This window comes from Polaromonas sp. P1_H6 (assembly GCF_056405195.1).
Genome location: NZ_JBFUCN010000035.1, coordinates 23,563 through 38,018 on the forward strand (window position 1 = coordinate 23,563; position 14,456 = coordinate 38,018).

General features: G+C 65.3%; 15 protein-coding genes. 5 read left to right on the forward strand and 10 right to left on the reverse strand.

Translation table 11 applies throughout. The annotated features are described in order from the left end of the window. Nucleotide 1: 1 nt before the first annotated feature. The 7 genes from AC1D1F_RS22390 to mutL all read right to left on the reverse strand — a co-directional run bounded on the left by AC1D1F_RS22390 (nt 2) and on the right by mutL (nt 7,858). The gene (locus AC1D1F_RS22390) at nt 2-655 is read right to left on the reverse strand and encodes an ABC transporter ATP-binding protein (protein ID WP_477675664.1); all 654 of its coding nucleotides are present in this window, start codon (nt 653-655) and stop codon (nt 2-4) included. Next, entirely contained in the window at nt 652-1,620 is a 969-nt protein-coding gene (gene miaA / locus AC1D1F_RS22395) for a tRNA (adenosine(37)-N6)-dimethylallyltransferase MiaA (protein WP_477696868.1), read from the reverse strand. Before miaA ends, AC1D1F_RS22390 begins: the two co-directional genes overlap by 4 nt. Then, nucleotides 1,617-2,861 (reverse strand): multidrug effflux MFS transporter, encoded by a 1,245-nt coding sequence (locus AC1D1F_RS22400; RefSeq protein WP_477700841.1) that lies wholly within the window; start codon nt 2,859-2,861, stop codon nt 1,617-1,619. The genes miaA and AC1D1F_RS22400 overlap by 4 nt, the downstream gene beginning before the upstream one ends. 56 nt (nt 2,862-2,917) lie before the next feature. Next, a complete protein-coding gene (locus AC1D1F_RS22405) occupies nt 2,918-3,280 on the reverse strand; it encodes a hypothetical protein (protein ID WP_477696870.1) in 363 nt (120 codons plus the stop codon). Between the two features lie 25 nt (nt 3,281-3,305). Next, a complete protein-coding gene (locus tag AC1D1F_RS22410; protein ID WP_477696871.1) occupies nt 3,306-4,637 on the reverse strand; it encodes an ammonium transporter in 1,332 nt (443 codons plus the stop codon). Nucleotides 4,638-4,823: 186 nt separating this feature from the next. Further along, nucleotides 4,824-5,666, reverse strand: a complete 843-nt coding sequence (locus AC1D1F_RS22415) for an alpha/beta hydrolase (protein ID WP_477696872.1) — start codon at nt 5,664-5,666, stop codon at nt 4,824-4,826. Between the two features lie 266 nt (nt 5,667-5,932). After that, on the reverse strand, nt 5,933-7,858 hold the full coding sequence (gene mutL, locus AC1D1F_RS22420; RefSeq protein WP_477700842.1) for a DNA mismatch repair endonuclease MutL: 1,926 nt from the start codon (nt 7,856-7,858) through the stop codon (nt 5,933-5,935). 85 nt (nt 7,859-7,943) lie between these two features. Here mutL and AC1D1F_RS22425 point away from each other — a divergent pair, with 85 nt between their 5' ends. The 3 genes from AC1D1F_RS22425 to AC1D1F_RS22435 are packed head-to-tail and all read left to right on the forward strand — an operon-like array spanning nt 7,944 to nt 10,467. Beyond that, on the forward strand, nt 7,944-8,603 hold the full coding sequence (locus AC1D1F_RS22425; protein WP_477675657.1) for a VTT domain-containing protein: 660 nt from the start codon (nt 7,944-7,946) through the stop codon (nt 8,601-8,603). 32 nt (nt 8,604-8,635) lie between these two features. After that, on the forward strand, nt 8,636-9,967 hold the full coding sequence (locus tag AC1D1F_RS22430; RefSeq protein WP_477696874.1) for an SRPBCC family protein: 1,332 nt from the start codon (nt 8,636-8,638) through the stop codon (nt 9,965-9,967). After that, nucleotides 9,964-10,467: an aromatic-ring-hydroxylating dioxygenase subunit beta gene (locus tag AC1D1F_RS22435; RefSeq protein ID WP_477675655.1), complete on the forward strand. Its 504-nt coding sequence runs from the start codon at nt 9,964-9,966 to the stop codon at nt 10,465-10,467. Before AC1D1F_RS22430 ends, AC1D1F_RS22435 begins: the two co-directional genes overlap by 4 nt. A 33-nt stretch (nt 10,468-10,500) precedes the next feature. Here AC1D1F_RS22435 and AC1D1F_RS22440 read toward each other — a convergent pair whose 3' ends face one another. The 3 genes from AC1D1F_RS22440 to tsaE form a co-directional block, all read right to left on the reverse strand. Beyond that, nucleotides 10,501-10,716: a glycine zipper 2TM domain-containing protein gene (locus AC1D1F_RS22440; RefSeq protein WP_477654236.1), complete on the reverse strand. Its 216-nt coding sequence runs from the start codon at nt 10,714-10,716 to the stop codon at nt 10,501-10,503. Nucleotides 10,717-10,907: 191 nt separating this feature from the next. Continuing rightward, nucleotides 10,908-12,296, reverse strand: a complete 1,389-nt coding sequence (locus tag AC1D1F_RS22445) for an N-acetylmuramoyl-L-alanine amidase (RefSeq protein WP_477696875.1) — start codon at nt 12,294-12,296, stop codon at nt 10,908-10,910. After that, nucleotides 12,293-12,811 carry a tRNA (adenosine(37)-N6)-threonylcarbamoyltransferase complex ATPase subunit type 1 TsaE gene (tsaE, locus tag AC1D1F_RS22450; RefSeq protein ID WP_477675653.1) on the reverse strand — a complete coding sequence of 173 codons (519 nt, stop codon included), beginning with the start codon at nt 12,809-12,811 and terminating at the stop codon, nt 12,293-12,295. Before tsaE ends, AC1D1F_RS22445 begins: the two co-directional genes overlap by 4 nt. A 15-nt stretch (nt 12,812-12,826) precedes the next feature. Between tsaE and queG the strand changes: the two genes are divergently transcribed. Then, on the forward strand, nt 12,827-13,879 hold the full coding sequence (gene queG, locus AC1D1F_RS22455) for a tRNA epoxyqueuosine(34) reductase QueG (RefSeq protein WP_477675673.1): 1,053 nt from the start codon (nt 12,827-12,829) through the stop codon (nt 13,877-13,879). A 37-nt stretch (nt 13,880-13,916) separates the two neighbouring features. After that, nucleotides 13,917-14,270, forward strand: a complete 354-nt coding sequence (locus AC1D1F_RS22460; RefSeq protein WP_477696876.1) for a hypothetical protein — start codon at nt 13,917-13,919, stop codon at nt 14,268-14,270. The last annotated feature ends 186 nt before the right edge of the window (nt 14,271-14,456 follow it).

Consider the following 14,456-nt stretch of genomic DNA (forward strand, 5'->3'; position numbering starts at 1 on the left):
ATCAATTTGAGCGGATGCCGCCCGCGCTCAGGTGCAGCGTGCGGTCGGCGCGCGCGGCGGCGGCTTCCGAGTGGGTGACCAGCACCAGCGATGCCCCTTGCCCGCGCGTCTGGGCGATCAGCGCGTCCATCACCAGGGCGGCCGTGGCCGGGTCCAGGTTGCCGGTGGGCTCATCCGCCAGCAGCAGGCCGGGCTTGTGTACCAGCGCGCGAGCGATCGCCACACGCTGCAGTTGCCCGCCGCTGAGTTGCTGCGGCAACCGCCCGCCCAGGCCGCCCAGGCCCACGGCTTCCAGCATGGCCTCCACCCTGGCCGCGTCGGGTTGCTCCAGCAGCAGCAAGGGCAGCGCCACGTTTTGCGCCACGTCGAGGTGCGGCAGCACATGGAAAGCCTGGAAGACAAAACCGACGTGGCGGCGGCGCAGCAGGGCGCGCTGGTCGTCGCTGAGCGCGCCCAGGTCCTGCCCCTTGAGTTGCACCGATCCCTCATCCCAGCTGTCCAGCCCGGCCATGCAGTTGAGCAGCGTGGATTTGCCCACGCCCGATTCGCCGACGATGGCGACGAATTCGCCGGGCGCGACGTCCAGCGAGACGTGGCTGAAGACCACCGCGTCGCCGTAGCGTTTGGCCAGTTCGCGGACCTGCAGGTTGTTCATTCCCGGCCTTGCCCCCGTATTTGTGTTTGTGTGTTGACGATTTCCAGGACCTGCTGCAAAGCCTGGGGCCCATCACAGGCCACCACCTGGCGCCGCGGCATGGAGCGCAGCCAGGTGATCTGGCGTTTGGCGAGCTGGCGCGTGGCGAAGATGCCTTTGTCGCGCAGTTCCGCCATCGGGTAGTCGCCGTCCAGCACCTCCCAGGCCTGGCGGTAGCCGACGCAGCGCATGGAGGGCAGGTCGGGGTTCAGGTCACCGCGCGCGCGCAGGGCTTTGACCTCGTCGATGAAGCCGGCCGCGAGCATGGCGTCAAAGCGCAGGGCGATGCGTTCATGCAGCCAGGCGCGGTCTTGCGGCTCCAGGGAGATCAGGGCCGGCGCCGCGGTGTCGCCCTCGCCGGCGGCGGCTTTTTTGGCCGCGCCTTGCGCATGGAAAAAAGACAAAGGCCGGCCCGACACACGAAAGACTTCGAGAGCGCGGGAGATGCGCTGCGAATCGTTGGGCGCCAGCCGCGCGGCCGTGGCCGGGTCCACGCGCGCGAGTTCGGCATGCAGCGCGGGCCAGCCCTGCGCGGCTGCTTCATCGGCCAGCGCGGCGCGCACGGCGGGATCGGCCTTGGGCATGTCGTCCAGGCCGTCGAACAAGGCCTTGAAGTAGAGCATGGTGCCGCCGACCAGCAGCGGCAGCTTGCCGCGCGCACTGATTTCACGGATGAGGCGTTCGGCATCGGCCACGAATTCGGCGGCGCTGTAGGCCTGCAGCGGGTCGCGGATATCGACCAGGTGGTGCGGCACGGCCGCGAGTTCATCCTGCGTGGGTTTGGCCGTGCCTATGTCCATGCCGCGGTAGACCAGGGCCGAATCGACGCTGATGATCTCCACCGCATGGCGCTGCGCGATCGCCATCGCGGCGGCGGTCTTGCCGGAGGCGGTGGGGCCGGCGATGCAGAGGCAGGAGGGGCTCACGTGTTTCTCGCGGCGGCCTCATGCGCGGGCTCACCGTATTTGCGCACCACGGTCCAGGCCGTGGCCGCGATCAGCACGCTCCAGAACCACAGGCCATTGGTCAGCGGCCGCACCGTGCCGTCCATGTGGGTGCCCAGCCAGCCGCCCATGCCGAAGGCCACCAGCATCATCAAAAAGCCGTTGAGCGCCGAGGCCGCGCCCGCCGCCTGTGGAAAGGGGCCGACGGCGCCGCTCTGGCCGCAGGGCTGGTGCACGCCGTGGCCCAGCATGAAAAGGTAGTAGGGAAGCATGATGGCCCAGACGTTCTGCACGCCGGCCCAGGCCAGCACGCCCATGGTGGTGCCACCGGTCAGGCTCAGGCAGGCGGCGATCGCGACGGAGCGCCGCACGCCGAAACGCGGCAGCAGGCGGCGGCAGATGAAGGTGCCGGCAAGGTAGCAAAAGCACATTGAAAACATCACCAGGCCGTAGCCTGTCTTGCTCAGGCCCAGCACCCGGATGAAAACGAAGGAGGAGGTCGCCAGGAAGGTGAACAGCCCGCCGTAAGAGGCCGCCGTGAGGGCCGAGAAAGCCAGGAAGGTGGGGTTGCGCAGGATCTGCAGCCAGGTGCGCAGCAGCGTGCCGGGCCGCAGGGCCTGCGGGTTTTTCCGCGCGAGCGATTCTTCAAAACGCAGGCCGACCAGGGCCAGCGTGGCCGCGCCGAACACGGCCAGCGCCGCCAGCGCGATGCGCCAACCGTAGAACTCCGACAGCAGGCCGCCCAGCGGCGCGCAGATGCAGGCCAGCACACCCAGGCCGCTCAGGCCCTTGGACATGACACGCGCCCCTTCGAGCGGCTGGTACAGGTCGCGCACGATGGCGCGGGCGCACATGACGGCCGCGCCCATGGCCGCGCCCTGGACCACGCGCCAGACGATCAGCACCGCCATCGAAGGCGCGAAAGTGCTGCCGATCGAGGCCAGGGTGTAGGCCACCAGGCCCCAAAGCAGGATGGGACGGCGCCCGAAGCGGTCAGACAGCGGGCCCCAGATGAGTTGCGAGGAGCCGAAGGCCAGCAGCAGCGCGCTGAGCGTGAGCTGGGCCTGCGACATGGGCGCGCCGAAACCTTCGGTGAGCGCGGGCAGGGCCGGCAGGTAGAGGTCGGTGGTGACGGGCTGTATGCCCAGCAGCATTGACAGGATCAATACGACCATGCCGGCCGGCATGGCGGGCGCCACGGTCTTCGAAACGGAAACATCCATTCAACTGAGCGTATCAGACAAACGCCCGTGCGGCGGCGCAGCCGCCACCGGGGTTGTCAGCGCAGGCCCGACCTGTACCGGGCGATGGCCTTGGCCCGGAGGTCTTCGCTGATTTCTGTTTCACTTGCCGCGGAGGCAACCGGTGCGGCCGGCAAGCTTTCGGTCGTGGCAGCTGCCTTTGGCGGCAAGGGGTCGCTGCTGCGAGGGCCGAAAATTTTGGTCTGCGTATAGGCCGCATAGCCGCGCAGGCGTTCGTCCTTGCTTTTCAGCGCCTCCTGGATCACTTCCGTGGCGTACGGAAGGTCGTGCAGGAATTGGTGGACGTCCAGTGAACGTCCGAACTCCCGCTTCATGGGAATGACCATGCGCACTGCATAGGTCATGAGGTCGGAATCGGGCGGATTCATGGTGAGCTGCATGGTGAACGGTGTGATCGCCAGGGGCTCATGCGCCTGAAATCATTTCGCCATGCTGCGCAAGGTCAAGCCCCAGTTGTTCCTCTTCCGCGGTCACCCGAAGGCCTGCCAGGGGTTTGACCACCAGCAGGATCAGCCAGGTCATGATGCCTGCGTAGGCCGCAACGGCGCAGGCGCCCATCAGATTGGTCAGCACGGTCGCGGTGACCGGTGCAATTTCCTTGAGCGCAAAGATCGGCGTCAGGACCGTGCCGATGAAACCGCCCACGCCATGCAGGGCAAACACGTCGAGCGAGTCGTCGATGCCTGTCGCGCGCTTGAAACGGGTTACAGCGAGGAAGCAGCCGATACCCCCCGCCGCGCCCAGTGCCGATGCGCCGAGGACGCCGACAAAGCCGGATGCCGGCGTGATGGCGACCAAGCCGGCAATGGCGCCCGTTGCCATGCCCAGCACGCTGAATTTTCCGCGCTGGACATATTCGCAGATTCCCCATACGAACGCGCCGACGCAGGCCGCCACCTGGGTGGCCAGCAAGGCGCCCACGGCGCGTGAACTGGCTTCAAAGGCCGAGCCCGCATTGAAGCCAAACCAGCCGGCCCACAACAGCCCGGCGCCGATGATCGTCACCAGCAGGTTGTGCGGCACCATGGGCTCGGTCCCGAAGCCCTTGCGCGGGCCCACCACCTTGGCCGCCACCAGGCCGCTGGCACCCGCGGCGATGTGCACCACCGTGCCGCCCGCAAAATCCATGTGTCCCATGCTGGCGAGCCAGCCGGTGGGTTGCCAGATCCAGTGCGCCACGGGAGCGTAGACCAGTATGGTCCAGAAGGCCGCGAAGAAAATGGTGGCGCTCAGGCGCATGCGCTCCACGGTGGCGCCGATGATCAGCGCGAAGGTGATGATGGCGAATGCCAGCTGGAACATGAAAAAAGCCGATTCCGGCACGGTGGGCGCCGAAACGTGCGCGCCGACCCTGGCACCCAGCAGCCCGTCGCTGAGCGCCCGGCTCAAGTCTCCGATCCAGGGATTGCCGGGCGTGAATGCCAGCGAGTAGGCAATGCCCGCCCATACCAGCGTGACGACCGTTGTTGCCGCAAAGGTATGCGCCACGATGGAGAGGGCGTTTTTGGCCCGCATCATGCCGCTGTAGAACAGCATGATGCCGGGAATGGTCATCAGCAGCACCAGCACGGTCGAGATCAGCATCCAGGCCGTGTCCGCCCCATTGAATTTTGCAAGCGCCGGCAGTGCCGTGGTTGCGGCTGTCTGGGCGTGCAGGGGTGCCGATGCCAGGAGCGGCAGGGCAAGAGCCAGCAAGGTGAAGGCAGGTAGCCTGCGGAGCTGCAAGACTTGGCTCATGGATCCCTCTCGATTTTTACGTGTTATTCGAGAAGGGATGTTACATCCGGCTACATGTTATGGGTAAGTAAAAAATACCTATTTGTGAAAAATTGTTGCCTGAAGTGCGGCAGTAATACTGCTTTTTTGGCGGAGCTTGGGCTTGTGGTGACGCGCGGAGCAGATAGCCGCCCCTCCCCCGTGACCTTATTTCAGGTCAAAAAGCTGGGTCAGTGCTTCCCGGTACTGCGGCAGCCCGACAAGGTTGGTGTTGTGGTGCGAACCGCCCGGCACCAGCAGGAACTGCTTGGGCTGAACGGCGGCGTCATAGAGCTTGCGGCCCAGGTCGGGCAGTATCAGCCGGTCTTCGCCGCCGTGCACCACCAGCAGCGGCGACCCTATCTTGTCCACCTTGCGCACGGCCTCAAAGCGCTGGGTGATCAGCAGCGACACCGGCATCCAGCCCCACTGGGAACTGCTCACCACGTCGGCGATCGAGGTGAAGGTGCTTTCGACGATGGTGCCGCGCTCGTCGTTGACTTCGGTTGCCAGGTTGATGGCGATGGGCCCGCCCAGCGAGTGGCCGAAGATGTAGCGCGGCCGGTCCGGGTATTTTTTCGCGAGCCAGTCCCAGGCGGCACGGGCGTCTTCGTAGGCGGATTTTTCGGAGGGCAGCTCCTGCGTGCTTTTGCCGAAGCCCCGGTAGTCGATGGCCAGCACCGAGAACCCGAGTTCCTGCATGCGGCGCATGCGCGGCGCGGAGCCGGTGACGTTGTAGCGCGCGCCATGCAGGTAGAGCAGCACCGGTGCCTTCGCGTCCTCCGGCTTTTCGCCGTCCAGCCACAGGCCGTGCAGGCGGACCGGATGGTCGTTGGCGGCGGTGTAGTCGATCCAGACGTCGTCCATGCCCACCGCGGCGGCGGCGCCGCCGCTCCAGGTGCGGTCGCTGGGCTGGAAGATCCAGGTACGCTGCTTTTCGTCGAGGGTGGCGCAGCCGGCCAGCAGGGCCAGCGCCGTGCCGAAACTTGCGAAAAGGTGCCAGCGTCTCATGGTCATAACTGACCACATCCTGCCTGAAAAGTTCTGGCGGCGGGTGTTTCCCCTTATGTAACAGCTCCCAGCGGGCAATTTTCACGCCCGTGCGCCACCAGGCTCTTACTTCACGGTGAAGTTTTGGAAAAGTCGGGCAAGCAGAGTGAACCCTAGGGCCTTTCACAAAACCCAGCGAAGCGGTCCTGGCTAGGCGCGGCGCCGCAGACAGTGCTCCAGGACGGCAAGGCGGCGCAACAACGCCAGGAGGGATTTTTTGAAAGGTCCTAACGCCCGCGCAGGAAGAGCGAGTCCAGTTCCTTGATGCTGACCTGCCGCCAGGTCGGCCTGCCGTGGTTGCACTGGTCGGAGCGCTCGGTGGCTTCCATCTGGCGCAGCAGGGCGTTCATCTCGTCCAGCGTGAGCTTGCGGTTGGCGCGCACCGCGCCGTGGCAGGCCATGGTCGACAGCAGCTCGTTCTGCGCGCGCTGGATCACCGTGCTGGCGTCGTGCTGGGCCAGTTCGGCCAGCACGCTGCGCGCCAGCTCCACCGCGTCGCCCTGCGCCAGGCTGGTGGGCACGGCGCGCACCGCGAGGGTCTTGGGCGAAAAAGGCGTGATTTCCAGGCCCAGCGTCGCGAGTGTCTGGGCGCTGGCCTCGGCGGTGGCGACTTCCTGCGGGCTGGCGGCAAAGGTCGCGGGGATCAGCAGCGGCTGGCTGGCCAGGCTGGCACCTTCGCCGCCGTCCATCTGGGTTTTCAGGCGTTCGTAAACGATGCGCTCATGGGCCGCATGCATGTCCACGATGACCAGTCCCTGGGTGTTTTCGGCCAGCACATAGATGCCCTGCAACTGGGCAATTGCGCGGCCCAGCGGCCAGTCGCCGGGGGGCAGGGGGATGAAGTCGGCGGGGCCTGCCGCACCGTTTGTGGGCGTGGCAGGCGCTGGTGCATACGAAGGCGCGGGCGCAAAACTGCCGCCTGTTTCCATGCGTCCCTCAGCGGGCCGCGACGGCCACATGGCTTCAAAGTCGGACACCCGGTTGCCGCCATTGGCGCCGCCGGCGGCGAAATTCATCGCCGGTTGCGCCCATCCCTGGCGCGAAAAAACGGGGCTTGATTCCGGGGCGGCATCCGTGCCTATGCCTGCGATGACCGCATCGGCCGCGACGCTGGAACGCGGAATTGCCAGCGCGTTTTCGGTGGCGTGGCGCACCGCCTGGTGCACCTCGCGGCTGTCGCGAAAGCGCACCTCGATCTTGGTCGGGTGCACGTTCACGTCGACGCGGCTGGGGTCGATCTCGACATACAGCGCATACACCGGCTGGCGGTGGCCGTGCAGCACGTCCTCGTAGGCGCTGCGCGCCGCGTGGGTCAGCACCTTGTCGCGCACGTAGCGGCCGTTGACATAGGCGAACTGCTGGTCGGTGCGCGAACGGGCGGCGTCAGGGATACCGGCCACGCCCCAGACGCGCACGGCAGGCTGGCCGTCGTGGCGCAGGGACGAACTTTCGTAATTCACGGCGACCGACTGCTCGACGAATTCACTGCCCAGCACGTCGGCCAGGCGCTGCTGGTGGGCTTTGTCGCCGCTGGCGGCACGCCACTGCTCGACCAGCTTGCCCTCGTGCCAGATGGCAAAGCCGACGTCGGGCCGCACCAGCGCGTGGCGGCGCACGGCTTCGATGCAGTGGGCCAGTTCGGTGGCGTCGGTTTTCAAAAACTTGCGTCGCGCCGGCGTGGCGTAAAACAGTTCGCGTACTTCGACGCTGGTGCCGCGGCCGCGCGCGGCCGGCTTGAGTTCGCCGGTGCGGCCGTCCAGCTGCCAGGCGTGCTCGTTGCCCTCGGTCCTGGACAGCAGGCTCATGTCGGCGATCGAATTGATGGCGGCCAGCGCCTCACCGCGAAAGCCCATGGTGCCCACGGCTTCAAGGTCCTGCAGCGACGCGATCTTGCTGGTTGCATGGCGCCTCAGCGCCACCGGCAGCTCTTCGCGTGGAATGCCGAAGCCGTCATCCTCGACCAGGATCAGCCGCACGCCGCCGGCCAGCAGCCGCACCGTGACCTGGGTGGCGCCCGCGTCCAGCGCGTTGTCGACCAGCTCACGCACCACCGAAGCCGGGCGCTCCACGACCTCGCCGGCGGCAATCTGGCTGATGAGTTCGTCGGGAAGTTCGCGGATAGGGCGGCGGGGAGCCGATGTCGAGGAGGTCATGTGGGGCCAATTTTAGGCTCAGGCCCGTATTGGCGTACTTGACCGCACACCTTGCCGGGATTTTGGGCGTGTCAGAATCAAGGCCATGGAACTAGCCGCTTTTCTCCTCGATTTCATCCTCCACGTCGACAAGCACCTGGAGGCCTTTGTCACCAGCTACGGTGCCTGGGTTTATGCCCTGTTGTTCATCATCATTTTTGTGGAAACCGGCGTGGTCGTCATGCCTTTCCTGCCGGGCGATTCGCTGCTCTTCGTGGTGGGCGCGATGTGCGGCGTGGGCCTGATGAGCTTTCCGCTCGCGGTGGGGCTGCTTTTTGTGGCCGCCGTGCTGGGCGACCAGTGCAACTACAGCATAGGCCGCTTCCTGGGGCCCAAGGTCTTCCAGTGGGAGAACTCGCGCTGGTTCAACAAAAAGGCGTTTGACCAGGCCCATGCCTTTTATGAGCGTTATGGCGGCATCACCATCATCGCGGCGCGCTTCATGCCTTTCCTGCGCACCTTCGCGCCCTTTGTCGCGGGCGTGTCGGAGATGACGCGCAGCAAGTTCACGCTGTTCAACCTGGTGGGCGGCGCCCTGTGGGTGGGCGGCATTGTCACCGTGGGCTATTTTTTCGGCAACATTCCCTTTGTCAAAACCCACCTTGACAAGATCATCTGGGCCTTGATCCTGGTGCCCGGCCTGCTGGTGATCTTCGGCGCCTGGAAGGCCAGGCGCAAGGCCGGATCCGCCGCTTCCTCGTCCTGACGCGCAGCATCCCCATTCCCGTGCGAGGACCCATGAACGCGCCGCCCCTTTCAAACGCAGAGCCCTCCCGCTGGAGCCAGCCCGGCTCCAGCCGCGTCCCTTTCTGGGCCTACACCGATGCCCAGCTTTACCAGCGTGAGCTCGAGAAAATCTTCTACGGCGCGCACTGGTGCTATGTGGGGCTGGAGGCCGAGATCCCGAATGTCGGCGACTACAAGCTCAGCCACGTCGGTGAGCGCCAGGTGCTGATGGTTCGGGACCGCATCGCACCCAAGGACCGCGCCACCGACCACGGCATACGCGTGGTGGAAAACCGCTGCGCGCATCGCGGCGTGCGCTTTTGCCAGAACCCGCAGGGCAATGCGCGCAGCTTTGTCTGCCCTTACCACCAGTGGACCTACAAGCTCAACGGCGACCTCGCGGGCCTGCCCTTCAAGGACGGCGTAAAGGAGGGCGATTGCACCAACGGCGGCATGCCGGAAGGCTTCGACCTCAAGGACCACGGCCTGACCAAGCTGCGCGTGGCGATGCTGCACGGCCTGGTGTTCGCCACCTTCAGCGAGGACACCGAGCCGCTCGAGGACTACCTGGGCCCGCAGCTCATGCCCTGGCTGGACCGCATCTTCAAGGGCCCTGAAGGCGCGCGCAAGCTGACCCTGCTGGGCTACAACCGCCAGCGCATTCCGGGCAACTGGAAGCTGATGATGGAAAACATCAAGGACCCTTACCACCCAGGCCTGCTGCACACCTGGTTTGTCACCTTCGGCCTGTGGCGCGCCGACCAGAAGAGCCGCATGGTGATGGATGGCGAGGGCCGCCACGCGGTGATGATCTCGCGCCGCAACGAAGGCGGGGAGAACGCGGCCGTGACCGAGGGCGTGAGCTCCTTCAAGGCGAATATGGCGCTGCATGACGACCGGCTGCTGGACGTGGTGCCCGAGCCCTGGTGGCGGGTAGCAGACCCGTCCAATCCCGGCAGCGACATCACGCCCACCGTCACCATGATCACGCTGTTTCCCAGCCTGATCATTCAGCAGCAGGTCAATTCGCTGAGCACCCGCCACATCGTGCCGCGCGGCCAGGGCGAGTTCGATTTCATCTGGACGCATTTCGGCTTCGCCGACGACACGCCCGAGATGACCCAGCGCCGCCTGCGCCAGGCCAACCTGTTCGGGCCGGCGGGGTTTGTGAGTGCGGACGACGGCGAGGTGATCGAGTTCAGCCAGGCCGGCTTCGCCCAGGCCGGCGAGGGCGCCACCTTGTGCGAACTGGGCGGAACGGGGACGGAGATGACCGAGCACATGGTCACCGAAACCCTGATCCGCAGCATGTATGCCTACTGGAAGAAAGTCATGGGCCTATGACCTCGATCGAACAAATGCAGCGTCTGCTGCTGCAGCAACAGGTGGACCGGCTCAACGCGGACTACGCGGCGGCGCTCGATGAAAAGCGCTTTGAGGAATGGCCCGAATTCTTCGTGGAAGACGGCCACTATAAGGTGCAGGCGCGCGAGAATTTCGACCGCGGCCTGCCCCTGGCGTTGATGGCGCTGGAAAGCCGCGGCATGATGAAAGACCGGGTGTATGGCGTCACGCAGACGATTTACCACGGGCCGTATTACATGCGGCACATCGTGAGCCCGGCGCGCATCCTCTCGCGAGAAGTTTCACAAGAGGGCGAGCTCGTCAAAGCCGAAGCCAACTACGCGGTGTTCCGCACCAAGCCGGGCGGGGTGAGCGAGGTCTATAACGTGGGCCGCTATATCGACGAGCTCACGCAAAAAGACGGCTCGCTGAAATTCAGGAGCCGTCTTTGTGTGTATGACAGCGAGATGATCCTCAACTCGCTGATCTACCCGATATGAGTACGCCTGGCGTTTAACCCAGGCGGGTCTGGGTCAGCGTTTTTTGCCGACCTCGTTACCGATCAGCGCGCCGGCTGCCGCGCCGCCCACGGTACCGAGCGTGCTGCCGAACACGGCATTGCCCACCAGGCCGCCGGCAACAGCGCCGACGCCGGTGCCGATTTGTGCGTTCGTCGGGTTGGTGCTGCAACCGCCGAGACCGATAAGTGCCGCTGCCGCTGCTGTCGACAAGATGAGTTTCGTGTTCATAGTTGTTTACCTTTGCTAAGAGTTCAGGCTCTTGCTGCTGACATTCACACCGTGAGGTCCTGGCTTTTGCCTGTGACCTCAATGTAGGGGGGCGAGTGCGCCGGGACTGTAGGAGAAGGTCGCCGCGGGCTGTCGGCTCGCTGCGGTCTTTAGTCTTCATTTTTGGCGCATCGGTACGCGCCGGTGTGTGATCAGACAGTGCGGTTGCGCGCCAGCGGCGGATTGCGCGCGAAGTAGCGTGTGATGCCGCGCATCAAGGCATCGGCCAGCTGTATCTGGTAGTCGTCGCTGCGCAGCTTGGCTTCTTCGTCGGGGTTGCTGATGAAGGCGGTCTCCACCAGCACGCTGGGAATGTCGGGCGCTTTCAGGACGGCAAAGCCGGCTTGCTCCACTTTGGGTTTGTGCAGTTTGCCGACGTTGCCGATCTCGCCCAGCATGGCGCTGCCGAGCTTGAGGCTGTCGTTGATCTGTGCCGTTGTGCTCATGTCCAGCAGGGCTTTTTGCACCTGCGCGTCCTTGGCCTTGACGTTGACGCCACCCACCAGGTCGGCCGAGTTTTCCTTGTCGGCGATCCAGCGCGCCGCGCTGCTGGAAGCCCCTTTTTCACTGAGCGCGAAGATGCTGGCGCCTTGCGGCCGCGCCGTGAAGAAGGCATCCGCGTGGATGCTGATGAAGAGGTCGGCCTGCACGCGCCTGGCTTTTTGCACGCGGATGTGCAGCGGCACAAAGAAGTCGGCATCGCGCGTGAGGTAGGCGCGCATATTGGGCTGCTGGTTGATACGGTCGCGCAGGCGGTGCGCGATCTGCAGCACCACGTCTTTTTCGCGCGTTCCGCCGGGGCCGACGGCGCCCGGGTCCTCGCCGCCATGGCCCGGGTCCAGCGCCACGATGACGAGGCGGTCGGTCTTGTTTTTGGCGATGATCGCCGCTTCGGGCGATGGCTTGGGGGCGCCTGGGCCGGGTGCGGGACCCGGCGCCTTGTCCTTTTCTTTTTCCGCGATGGCGGCCGGCGGCGGTTTGTTGTCGGCCGGCTTGCCCGATTGCCGCGCGATCAGGTCGGCGATCGGGTCGCTTCCAGCGGCGGGTGGGGGCGCGGCGCCGGACTGCCGGTCAGCGAGCTTCTCGGCTATCAGGGCTTCAAGCGGGTCGGCCACCTGCGTGGGATAGAGGTCGAACACCAGGCGGTACTGGTAGGCGGCGACGGGCGGCAGCGTGAACACCTGCGGTTGTATCGGCTGCTTGAGGTCTATTACCAGCCGCACCACACCGGGGGCGTTTTGCCCGACGCGTATGCCTGAAATGTTGGGATCGTCGGACTTGACCTTGGCGACCAGTTCGCGCAGCGCCGGGATCAGGTCTATGCCTTCGATGTCGACGGCCAGGCGCGGCGGCTCGGCGACAAAAAACTGCCGCGCCTTGATTTCGCCGTCCGACTCGATGGTCAGCCGCGTGTAGTCCTTGGACGGCCAGACGCGCACGGCCACGATGGTGGCGCCGCGCGCGATGTGCTGCACGCCCAGCAACAGCACCACGCTGCCCAGTTGCAGGGCGCTGCGGCGGTTCAGGGCCGGGCGCTTCATGCGATGAGTTCCGCGCCGGTGGCCGTGTGGGCCGTCAGGGTGACGGCGCGTGTGTCGTCCGGCAGCACCTCCAGGTGCAGCAGCAGGTCGGGCTGCGGCAGGTGCGGGCCGGCTTTTTCGGGCCATTCGACGAGCTTGAGGCCGGGGGCGGCGAAGATGTCGCGAAAGCCGGCTTCTTCCCATTCGCGCGGATCGTTGAAGCGGTAGAAATCGAAGTGCCAGATGTTCATGCCGCCATTTTGGCCTGCATCCGGGGCGGTGTCCGCCAGCGTGTAAGGTTCAACCACCGCATAGGTGGGACTCTTGATACGGCCCTGCACGCCCAGGCTTTTCAGCAGGTGGCGCACAAAGGTGGTTTTTCCCGCGCCCAGGTCGCCCTGCAGCTCGATCAGCGCGCGGCCTATGGCAGGATGGCCGGCCAGGGCCCGCGCGAAGTCCGCCGTGGCCTCTTCGTCGTGCCAGGCAATGTTTTTTACAATCGGCGGGTGTCCGCCAGCAACTCTTTGAACAGTCATCAGTTCGTTTCTCAAATTCAGGCTTGGGCGCGCGAGCTTGGATTTTCGCAAATCGGCATTGCCGGTGTCGACCTGTCGTCGGCCGAACCCGGATTATCGGCCTGGCTGGCCGCGGGCTTTCACGGTGACATGCATTACATGGCCGCGCACGGCCTCAAGCGCGCCCGGCCGGCCGAATTGATCCCGGGCACGGTGAGCGTCATCACCGCGCGCATGAACTACCTGCCGGCCGCCACCGCCGCCGCGCCCGGCGAGTGGCAGGCCCTGGAATTCAGCCGCCTGGAGCGGCCCGCCGAGGGCATTGTGTCGGTCTATGCGCGCGGCCGCGACTACCACAAGATCATGCGAAGCCGCTTGCAAAAGCTTGGCGAACGCATCTCGGCGCACGTGGAGCAACTGGGCCACCGCGCCTTCACCGACTCCGCGCCGGTGCTGGAGGCCGAGCTGGCGGCCCGCAGCGGGCAGGGCTGGCGCGGCAAGCACACCTTGCTGCTCAACCGCGAGGCCGGCTCCATGTTCTTCCTGGGGGAAATCTATGTGGACCTGGCCTTGCCGCCCAGCGAGCCGGTGGCGCCGCATTGCGGCACCTGCCAGGCCTGCATTGATGTCTGCCCCACGCAGGCCATCATCGCGCCGCACAAGCTCGATGCCAGGCGTTGCATCTCCTACCTGACCATCGAACACGCCGGCCCCATCCCGCTGGAACTGCGGCCGCTGATCGGCAACCGCATCTACGGCTGCGACGACTGCCAGCTGGTTTGCCCCTGGAACAAATTCGCCCAGCGAAGCGCCTTGCCCGATTTCGACGAACGCCAGGGCCTCACGGGGCAGCAATTGGTGACGCTGTTCGGCTGGACCGAAGAGGCGTTTTTGCGCTTCACCGAAGGCAGCCCGATACGGCGCATAGGCCACGAGCGCTGGTTGCGCAACATTGCGGTGGCCATGGGCAATGCCTTGCGTGTGCTCGATGAGCCCGCCGGGCGACCCCTGCGCGAGGCCCTGCGGGCGCGTGCCGCGGAGAGCGGCGAACTGGTCGCGGAACACATTGAATGGGCCCTGGCCCAATGACCTCAAGTAATATGCCCCGTGCATGAAAGGACCCCACATGGACCCCACGATCTCAGGCGCGCTGGCTTCGCTGTTCGGCGCGGCCGTTGGCGGCGGCATCACGTTTTTCCTGAACCGGCAGCTTCACAAACACCAGCTGGCGCTGGCGCATGAACAACATAAAACCGAGTTCATGGCCGAAGACACGGCGCGCCATTTCCTGAGCCACAAGGGCTATACCGACCGGTCCTTTGAAACCCTGCAGATGCATTTGGGCGGGTTTGAGGAGGATGAGTTGCGGAAGATTCTTGTCCGGGCGGGGGCTATACGGGTTTATCGGGACGATGGGTCGGAGTGGTGGAGGTTGCTGAGTCGGATGGGGGAGTTCATTGAGAAGAAGAACGTTGGTTGAGGCCGGATCTTGTCCTGGCCTTTGCGCTTTCTTCTGAGGTTGCTGGCCGGGGGTAGCCCGGCGGCTACTCACTTTTCTTTTGCTTCGCCAAAAGAAAAGTAAGCAAAAGAAAAGGCGACCCTGGTTGCTGCGTCCCTTCGCTGCGCTACGGGCAACCTGCGGTGCTCGGTTCAGGCGGGGTCTCGC

Excerpts from the sequence above, each read along its gene's own strand:
- AC1D1F_RS22390 (WP_477675664.1), bottom strand. The coding sequence starts at position 655 with ATGAACAACCTGCAGGTCCGCGAACTGGCCAAACGCTACGGCGACGCG.
- AC1D1F_RS22400 (WP_477700841.1), bottom strand. The coding sequence starts at position 2,861 with ATGGATGTTTCCGTTTCGAAGACCGTGGCGCCCGCCATGCCGGCCGGC.
- AC1D1F_RS22405 (WP_477696870.1), bottom strand. The coding sequence starts at position 3,280 with ATGCAGCTCACCATGAATCCGCCCGATTCCGACCTCATGACCTATGCA.
- AC1D1F_RS22410 (WP_477696871.1), bottom strand. The coding sequence starts at position 4,637 with ATGAGCCAAGTCTTGCAGCTCCGCAGGCTACCTGCCTTCACCTTGCTG.
- AC1D1F_RS22415 (WP_477696872.1), bottom strand. The coding sequence starts at position 5,666 with ATGAGACGCTGGCACCTTTTCGCAAGTTTCGGCACGGCGCTGGCCCTG.
- mutL (WP_477700842.1), bottom strand. The coding sequence starts at position 7,858 with ATGACCTCCTCGACATCGGCTCCCCGCCGCCCTATCCGCGAACTTCCC.
- AC1D1F_RS22425 (WP_477675657.1), top strand. The coding sequence starts at position 7,944 with ATGGAACTAGCCGCTTTTCTCCTCGATTTCATCCTCCACGTCGACAAG.
- AC1D1F_RS22430 (WP_477696874.1), top strand. The coding sequence starts at position 8,636 with ATGAACGCGCCGCCCCTTTCAAACGCAGAGCCCTCCCGCTGGAGCCAG.
- AC1D1F_RS22435 (WP_477675655.1), top strand. The coding sequence starts at position 9,964 with ATGACCTCGATCGAACAAATGCAGCGTCTGCTGCTGCAGCAACAGGTG.
- AC1D1F_RS22440 (WP_477654236.1), bottom strand. The coding sequence starts at position 10,716 with ATGAACACGAAACTCATCTTGTCGACAGCAGCGGCAGCGGCACTTATC.
- AC1D1F_RS22445 (WP_477696875.1), bottom strand. The coding sequence starts at position 12,296 with ATGAAGCGCCCGGCCCTGAACCGCCGCAGCGCCCTGCAACTGGGCAGC.
- tsaE (WP_477675653.1), bottom strand. The coding sequence starts at position 12,811 with ATGACTGTTCAAAGAGTTGCTGGCGGACACCCGCCGATTGTAAAAAAC.
- AC1D1F_RS22460 (WP_477696876.1), top strand. The coding sequence starts at position 13,917 with ATGGACCCCACGATCTCAGGCGCGCTGGCTTCGCTGTTCGGCGCGGCC.